Raw genomic sequence first — 6,961 nt, forward strand, 5'->3', positions numbered from 1 at the left:
CGATAAGGGTTTCAGACGGCATCTGCTGTCCAATGCCGTCTGAAACACGTAATCAGCGCGCGAGTGCCTGTTTCAAATCATCGATGAGGTCGCCAACATATTCCAAACCGACCGACAGGCGCACCAATCCGGGGCGGATGTTGGCGGCGAGTTTTTCTTCGGGCTGCATCCTACCGTGCGTGGTTGTCCACGGGTGGGTAATGGTCGAGCGCACGTCGCCGAGGTTGGCGGTGCGGGAAAAGAGTTCCACGCCGTCCACAACTTTCCACGCCGCTTCTTGATCGGCAACTTCAAAGCCGATGACGATGCCGCCGCCGTTTTGCTGTTTGCGGATAAGCTCCGCCTGCGGATGGTCGGGCAATCCGGTGTAGTACACGGCTTGAACCTGCGGCTGCACTTGCAGCCATTGCGCGATTTTCAGGGCGTTGTCGAACTGTTTTTCCATACGCAGCGACAGGGTTTCTACGCCACTCAACAACTGCCACGCATTAAACGGCGACATTGCCAGCCCGCAAGAGTTGCAATACATGGCGACCTGCGCCATCAGTTCTTCCGAACCCGCCAACACGCCGCCCATCACGCGCCCGTGTCCGTCTATGGCTTTGGTCGCGGAGGAAACGGAAATATCCGCGCCGTGTTTCAAAGGCTGCGAGCCGACGGGCGACAGCAGGCTGTTGTCCACCACCAAGAGCGCGCCGATGCCGTGCGCCAATTCCGCCAAGGCTTCCAAGTCGGCCACTTCGCCCAAGGGGTTGGACGGCGTTTCCAAAAACAGCAGTTTGGTGTTGGCTTTGACGGCGGCTTTCCATTCGTTTATATCAGTCGGCGAAACGTGGCTCACTTCGATGCCGAATTTGGTAACGATGTTATTGATAAAGCCGACGGTCGTGCCGAACAGGCTGCGGCTCGAAATTACATGGTCGCCCGCCTGCAGGAAGGTGAAAAACGCCGCTTGAATCGCGGACATGCCCGTCGAAGTGGCGACCGCGCGTTCCGCACCTTCCAAAGCGGCGATGCGTTTTTCAAAGGCGGCTGTGGTCGGGTTGGCGGTACGGGTATAAGTGAAGCCTTTGATTTTTTTTGAAAACAAATCGGCAGCGTGTTGGGCGTTGTCCCACATGAAGCTGCTGGTCAGAAACAAGGCCTGATTGTGTTCGCGGTATCCGGTTTGTTCTTTGCCGCCGCGTATGGCGAGCGTCTGCGGGTGGAGTTTTTTGCTCATTGGTGATTCCTCGGTTTTGTCCGTTCGGCAACGGGGCGTGCGCCCATTGTTTAATTTATTAATATTTTGCGCCCGTTCCGTGTGCCTTTCAAGTCGGACGGGCAGGAAAATGCCGTCTGAACACGGCTTTCAGACGGCATGACGGTCAGCGTTTGTATTTTAACTCGTACTTGATGTCGTTGAGGATTTTGCGGATATCGTGTTCCAACACGTCTTCAACTACCGCACCCGCCTGCTCGTGCAGCATTTGCTGGAGCTGATAAGTAAAGAGCGCCATCTGCTTTTGCACCGCCGTTCGGATGATGCCGTTGACGGTATCGGTCAGATGTGGGCGCAGACGTTTGATCAGCCGTTCGGTCAGCTCCTGTTCGGACAGGCAGAACACTTCGCGTCGGTTGACGGCTTTCGGATTCAGAATATTGAGACAGACGGGCATCAATGTTTCTTCCTCATCGTTTTCCCCGTTTTCCGAAACCGCCTGCTCATTCATACCGGACTCTGACTCGTCGGCGTTTTCCCCGCCCTCAATCTGTGCGGTTTCAAATTCGACACTGTCTTTTTTTGCATTGAACCAGATTTTCCGCTGCGATTCGATGTGTTTTTCTGAAACCGACATTTGCAGGGAAGCCTGTGCATTGAGCCAGTTTTCCTGAAGAATGACCATCGGGTCGGTTTCGACTTCTTCTCCGCAATCGGCAACGGTGCTGTTGTGTTCCTCCTGCCATTTCTTCAGATAAGCCTTTAACACACGGTCTCGGTTTGCATCGTCCAATTTCGGTATGGGCTCTTCCTTTCCGACTTCAGAGGGTTTGGTCAGCGGCGCATAGGCAGGCGAGGTATTCATACGGCGCGTCTGACGCAGGTTTTCCAGGCGTTTTTCCCAATTTGGCTCTTTATCCTGATTGTTTGTATCCATTTTTTCGGCTTCCGGTTCTTAATCTTTGCAGGTGGGCAAACCCGCGCCCAAAGCGCAGTTTGATATAATGGCGCATTTTAACAGATTCATAAGGATCCATCATGAGCAGTATCGAACAGCGTTTGGAATATCTGGAAGAGGCAAACGACGTGCTGCGTATGCAGAACCACGTCCTGTCCACCGCCTTCAAAGCCTTAATCCGCGCCCTTCCCGCCGACACCGCCGAAGTCGCGGTCGAGTCGATTCAGCTTGCTTTTGAGGATGCCTTGGCAGAATTGAGCTATGAGGACAGCCCGCATACGGATTTGTTCCACGACGTTACTTATGCGTTTTTCCGTGAAAAAGAACGTTAATTTTGTGTTAAACTGATTTTTTAGGCTTTTTGATTACCGAAAGGAATGTTGATGAATATGAAAAAATGGATTGCCGCCGCCCTTGCCTGTTCCGCACTCGCGCTGTCTGCCTGCGGCGGTCAGGGCAAAGATGCCGCCGCGCCTGCCGCCAACCCCGACAAAGTGTACCGCGTGGCTTCCAACGCCGAGTTTGCCCCCTTTGAATCTTTAGACTCGAAAGGCAATGTCGAAGGCTTCGACGTGGATTTGATGAACGCGATGGCGAAGGCGGGCAATTTTAAAATCGAATTCAAACACCAGCCGTGGGACAGCCTTTTCCCCGCCTTGAACAACGGCGATGCGGACGTTGTGATGTCGGGCGTAACCATTACCGACGACCGCAAACAGTCTATGGACTTCAGCGACCCGTATTTTGAAATCACCCAAGTCGTCCTCGTTCCGAAAGGCAAAAAAGTATCTTCTTCCGAAGATTTGAAAAAGATGAACAAAGTCGGCGTGGTTACCGGCTACACGGGCGATTTCTCCGTTTCCAAACTCTTGGGCAACGACAATCCGAAAATCGCGCGCTTTGAAAACGTTCCCCTGATTATCAAAGAACTGGAAAACGGCGGCCTGGATTCCGTGGTCAGCGACAGCGCGGTCATTGCCAATTATGTGAAAAACAACCCGGCCAAAGGGATGGACTTCGTTACCCTGCCCGACTTCACCACCGAACACTACGGCATCGCGGTACGCAAAGGCGACGGGGAAACCTTAAAAGTAATGAACGATGCGTTGAAAAAAGTACGCGAAAGCGGCGAATACGACAAAATCTACGCCAAATATTTTGCAAAAGAAGGCGAACAGGCTGCAAAATAAGCCCGCCCGTCCGAACAAAATGCCGTCTGAAGCCCTTTCAGACGGCATTTTTTATTGTCTGTGCCGTTTTGTGTCGGGACGGCAACGTTTATTGCAGCGCGGCATTGTTGTGCCGCCATTTGGGTTTTCAGACGGCATTATCCCACCGCCGTCATTCCCATCCCGAACTGTCGGGCAGTGGCAGTTTTTAAAGATTATAAAAACCCGTCATTCCCACGCAGGCGGGAATCCGGACCATTGGACAGCGGCAATATTCAAAGATTATCTGAAAGTTTGAGATTCTAGATTCCCGTTTTCACGGGAATGACGAAAAGTTGCGGACAGCAGGGGAATGACGGAGTTTCAGACGGCATTTAATGCCTTGTCGGGCTTCAGACGGCATCGCCCACCGCCGTCATTCCCGCATAAGCGGGAATCCAGACCTTCGGGGTGGAGGAAATATTCAAAGGTTATCTGAAGATTTAGAGGTTCTAGATTCCCGTTTCCACGGGAATGACGAAAAGTTGCGGAAATAACGAAAAGTCGTGATGACGGCGCATCCGCCCGACCGTCATTCCCGCGCAGGCGGGAATCCAGACCTTGGGATAGCGGCAATATTCAAAGGTTATCTGAAGATTTAGAGATTCTAGATTCCCGTTTTCACGGGAATGACAAAAAGTTGCGGACAGCAGGGGAATGACGGAGTTTCAGACGGCATTTAATGCCTTGTCAGGCTTCAGACGGCATCGCCCGCCTGTTTTAATATGGCGGCAAACCGCCCCGACAAAAAAACAATCCGGAACGCGTCTGACCGTTCCGGATTGTTTTCAGGCGCATCCGCGCATCAGAACATACTGCGCACGCCCATATTGACCTGCCAATTCTGGCGCATCGTGTGCATCGAAGACCTTTGCGCCTCAAAATAAAGCTGCCGTCCGTTTTCGGCATTGCGGTGCACCACGCCCAAGCCGTATTCCAACCAGCCGCCACGGTGTTTGAATTCCTCTACGGCAGAGCCGTTGAACCTGTGGCGGATCGTGCCGATAAACTCGCGTTTGTACATCAGCTTGCCGTAGATATTCAGCCTGCCGCCGTCCAAACCGTCCACGCCCGCCCGAAAGCCGAACCGCCCCAGCAGGCTGCGGAAGTTGTCCGTTTCGGCAGACAGACCGTTTGACAGCGAAAAGCCGTAGCCGCGCGTAAACCAGTAGGACAACTGCGCTTCCGGCTGCCACCAATAGGTTTTGCCGCCGTCCTGTTTTTCCATCCGCCTGCCGGTTTCGGCGGAAAGCATATAGGCATTCAGGCGCGCCTCGTCCGACTCGACATGGACTCCGGAGTAATTGGTCAGCCCGTAGCTGCCCTTATATCGGGCGATGTTGGCGACCAAATCATAATAAGCCCTGCTTTCCCGATTGAGCCAGGTGGAATAAACGCCTGCCGTCCTGCCGTAGATTTTGCCGATGCCGGCGTAGTCTTCGGGGGTGTAGGACGATTGGAGGTGGCGGAGCATCAGCCCTTTGTAATGAATCCATTTGTCGCCGAACCCCATCCTGTTGAAGCCGCCGGCAAAGCCCCAATAGCGGTTGCTGTAGCCGCCCACGCGGTAATCGCTGCGGCTGCCGGCGAATTTTCCGCCGACGCGTTTGATCCAAACGTTGTTGTCTTCCTGCGGCGTTCCGTCGGCGTGGATTTCGCCCATACGCTGCACCAGCGTTTCATCGGAAACCGCGTTCAACTGATACAAAGCCTCGCCGAAGAGGACGCCGCTCGATGCGCCCGTCGACAATGTTGACGCGAAAAGGTAGAAGTCCCGCTTGCCGTCGGGGGTAATTTCGACATATTTGGATTTTTCCGACTCATCCAAGGCAAAACACCATCCTCCCTGTTCCGTACAGCGGACATTCAATTTGTATGATGCTTTATTGTCTTCTTGATTGCCCTTGTTTTCGACCAGCTTTAAAAATTCCCTACCCGTCGTTGGTGCCTTGGCATTGTCTTCATATTCGATGATGTGTACGCCTTCGCTGCCTTCGCGCGTAATCAGCTTGTCCGACTTGCCGCTCACGATGTTGCCCTGCATTTTGAACACGCCACCGTTTCCCTTCAGGCTGGATACGGAGACGTTTACATTCCTGCTGCCGTCCGAAAAGCTCACTTCCGCGCCGTTGCTGATGTCCAAGCCGTTGATTTTTGAAGTATTCTGCACATTCCAGCTCGCGCCGTCCTTCATCGTCATATTGATGGATGACGCGCTGTTTTTACGGTCTTCCTCAAACAGGGGTTGTCCGCTGGGCGGATTATCGGGGTCGTCGGGATCGCCGGTATATTGTCGTTTGCCGATATGGGCTTCCCCGTTGAGATAAGAATTTTTGTTTTTCAGGCTTAAATTTATCACGCCGCCGTTGAGGACGTGGATGTCGCCGTCGATTTGCACCGTTCCGTCGCCCTTGATGTCCACGCTGCTGTTTTTACCGTCCACATTCAAAGCGTCGCCGATGGATTTTTGTTTCCCACTTTCTTCAAGCACCGGCTGCATGTCGATTTTGACATCGCTATGGAAGGTGGCGCGGTTGTACGAATCTTCCGGCACATCCTCGCTGGTGCTGCTTCTTTTCGGCAGGTTTCCCACATAAACACCGTAGTTTTCGGCATTCTTCTTATCGCCGCGATCCACCTTGATGCTGACCCCGCCGCGAAAATCCATTTCGGTCTGGTTGACGACCGTTTTTTGCCTTCCCGACGTGTTGATGGTTACATTCTTATATTGCGTTATCGAGATGCCGCGCCCGCGCAACGTTCCGGATTTGACGTATATGTTCAGATTGGAACCTGCTTCCGACTCGATTTTGGTATGGTTTTTGTATCCTTCGGAATATTTGGTTGTATTATTCTTAAATAACTGTATGCCGTTCCCTTGGGTTTTGTCGCCTGTTTTGGTGCCGTCTGTATAAAGATAGTTGTTTCCCTTAAAGGTCAGGGTTGTGTCCGACATACCGTAAGGGTTTGTCAAAGTGTCGTTTGCGAAAATGGCATCCGTTGAAGAGCTATTTTTGACCGATACGTTTTCCAAGGTAATGTCGTTGCCCTTTGCCTCATAGGTTTTGTCTGCAAACAAAATCCCGGCACTTTGAACACTTGACGAAAGCGTGTATCGACCGCCGTTCACCGACCCTATAGGTTTTGTCTTTTCGATGGTCCAATGCGCGGGCTCTTTCAACACTTCGCCCCTTGCATCTTTCAACGACGCTTTACCACTTACATCTGTCAAATCTTTTTCACCGAGAGAAGGGTTGCCCTTGACGGTAATGATATTTTTCGCGCCTTTGCCATTGGCGGCAATAACCAGGGAATTAATCGGCTTGACGGCAGTTGCGCCCGAATAATCGAAAGTATGTTCGTTGGTCTGGTTTTTGGTCGCTATCGCCGCCGTATGATTGGGTTTTTCCAAAATCGTACCGGAAGCGGCAATGCTTTTTTCCATACCCGCAGCCAACAGGCAACCGGAAAGGAGGCAGCGGGCGATTGTTTCATCTTTCATAAGTTTTCCACACTTCTTGCATATTATTCTTAATTTTATACCAATCAGGTAATCCAATCAGAAAAAAAAAAAAAAAAAAAAAAAAAAAATAA

The 6,961-nt window shown here is 52.0% G+C and carries 5 protein-coding genes; 2 read left to right on the forward strand and 3 right to left on the reverse strand.

Annotation, left to right across the window (positions count from 1 at the left end; all coding sequences use genetic code 11):
- Nucleotides 1-52: 52 nt before the first annotated feature.
- The gene (gene metZ, locus Q9I99_RS07145) at nt 53-1,222 is read right to left on the reverse strand and encodes an O-succinylhomoserine sulfhydrylase (RefSeq protein WP_301668498.1); all 1,170 of its coding nucleotides are present in this window, start codon (nt 1,220-1,222) and stop codon (nt 53-55) included.
- A 145-nt stretch (nt 1,223-1,367) separates the two neighbouring features.
- Nucleotides 1,368-2,138, reverse strand: coding sequence for a hypothetical protein (locus Q9I99_RS07150; protein ID WP_301668497.1), 771 nt, complete (start codon nt 2,136-2,138; stop codon nt 1,368-1,370).
- A 101-nt stretch (nt 2,139-2,239) separates the two neighbouring features.
- Between Q9I99_RS07150 and Q9I99_RS07155 the strand changes: the two genes are divergently transcribed.
- Complete coding sequence (locus Q9I99_RS07155) at nt 2,240-2,491, forward strand: NGO1151 family protein (protein ID WP_002234140.1); 252 nt, start codon at nt 2,240-2,242, stop codon at nt 2,489-2,491.
- A 51-nt stretch (nt 2,492-2,542) separates the two neighbouring features.
- The gene (locus Q9I99_RS07160) at nt 2,543-3,349 is read left to right on the forward strand and encodes a basic amino acid ABC transporter substrate-binding protein (RefSeq protein ID WP_301668494.1); all 807 of its coding nucleotides are present in this window, start codon (nt 2,543-2,545) and stop codon (nt 3,347-3,349) included.
- Between the two features lie 823 nt (nt 3,350-4,172).
- Here the strand turns inward: Q9I99_RS07160 and Q9I99_RS07165 are convergent.
- A complete protein-coding gene (locus Q9I99_RS07165; protein ID WP_301668493.1) occupies nt 4,173-6,869 on the reverse strand; it encodes an autotransporter outer membrane beta-barrel domain-containing protein in 2,697 nt (898 codons plus the stop codon).
- Between the last annotated feature and the right edge of the window lie 92 nt (nt 6,870-6,961).

It is taken from the genome of Neisseria basseii (assembly GCF_962707005.1).
Classification (GTDB): Bacteria; Pseudomonadota; Gammaproteobacteria; order Burkholderiales; family Neisseriaceae; genus Neisseria; species Neisseria bergeri.

Excerpts from the sequence above, each read along its gene's own strand:
- Q9I99_RS07165 (WP_301668493.1), bottom strand. The coding sequence starts at position 6,869 with ATGAAAGATGAAACAATCGCCCGCTGCCTCCTTTCCGGTTGCCTGTTG.
- Q9I99_RS07155 (WP_002234140.1), top strand. The coding sequence starts at position 2,240 with ATGAGCAGTATCGAACAGCGTTTGGAATATCTGGAAGAGGCAAACGAC.
- metZ (WP_301668498.1), bottom strand. The coding sequence starts at position 1,222 with ATGAGCAAAAAACTCCACCCGCAGACGCTCGCCATACGCGGCGGCAAA.
- Q9I99_RS07160 (WP_301668494.1), top strand. The coding sequence starts at position 2,543 with ATGAATATGAAAAAATGGATTGCCGCCGCCCTTGCCTGTTCCGCACTC.
- Q9I99_RS07150 (WP_301668497.1), bottom strand. The coding sequence starts at position 2,138 with ATGGATACAAACAATCAGGATAAAGAGCCAAATTGGGAAAAACGCCTG.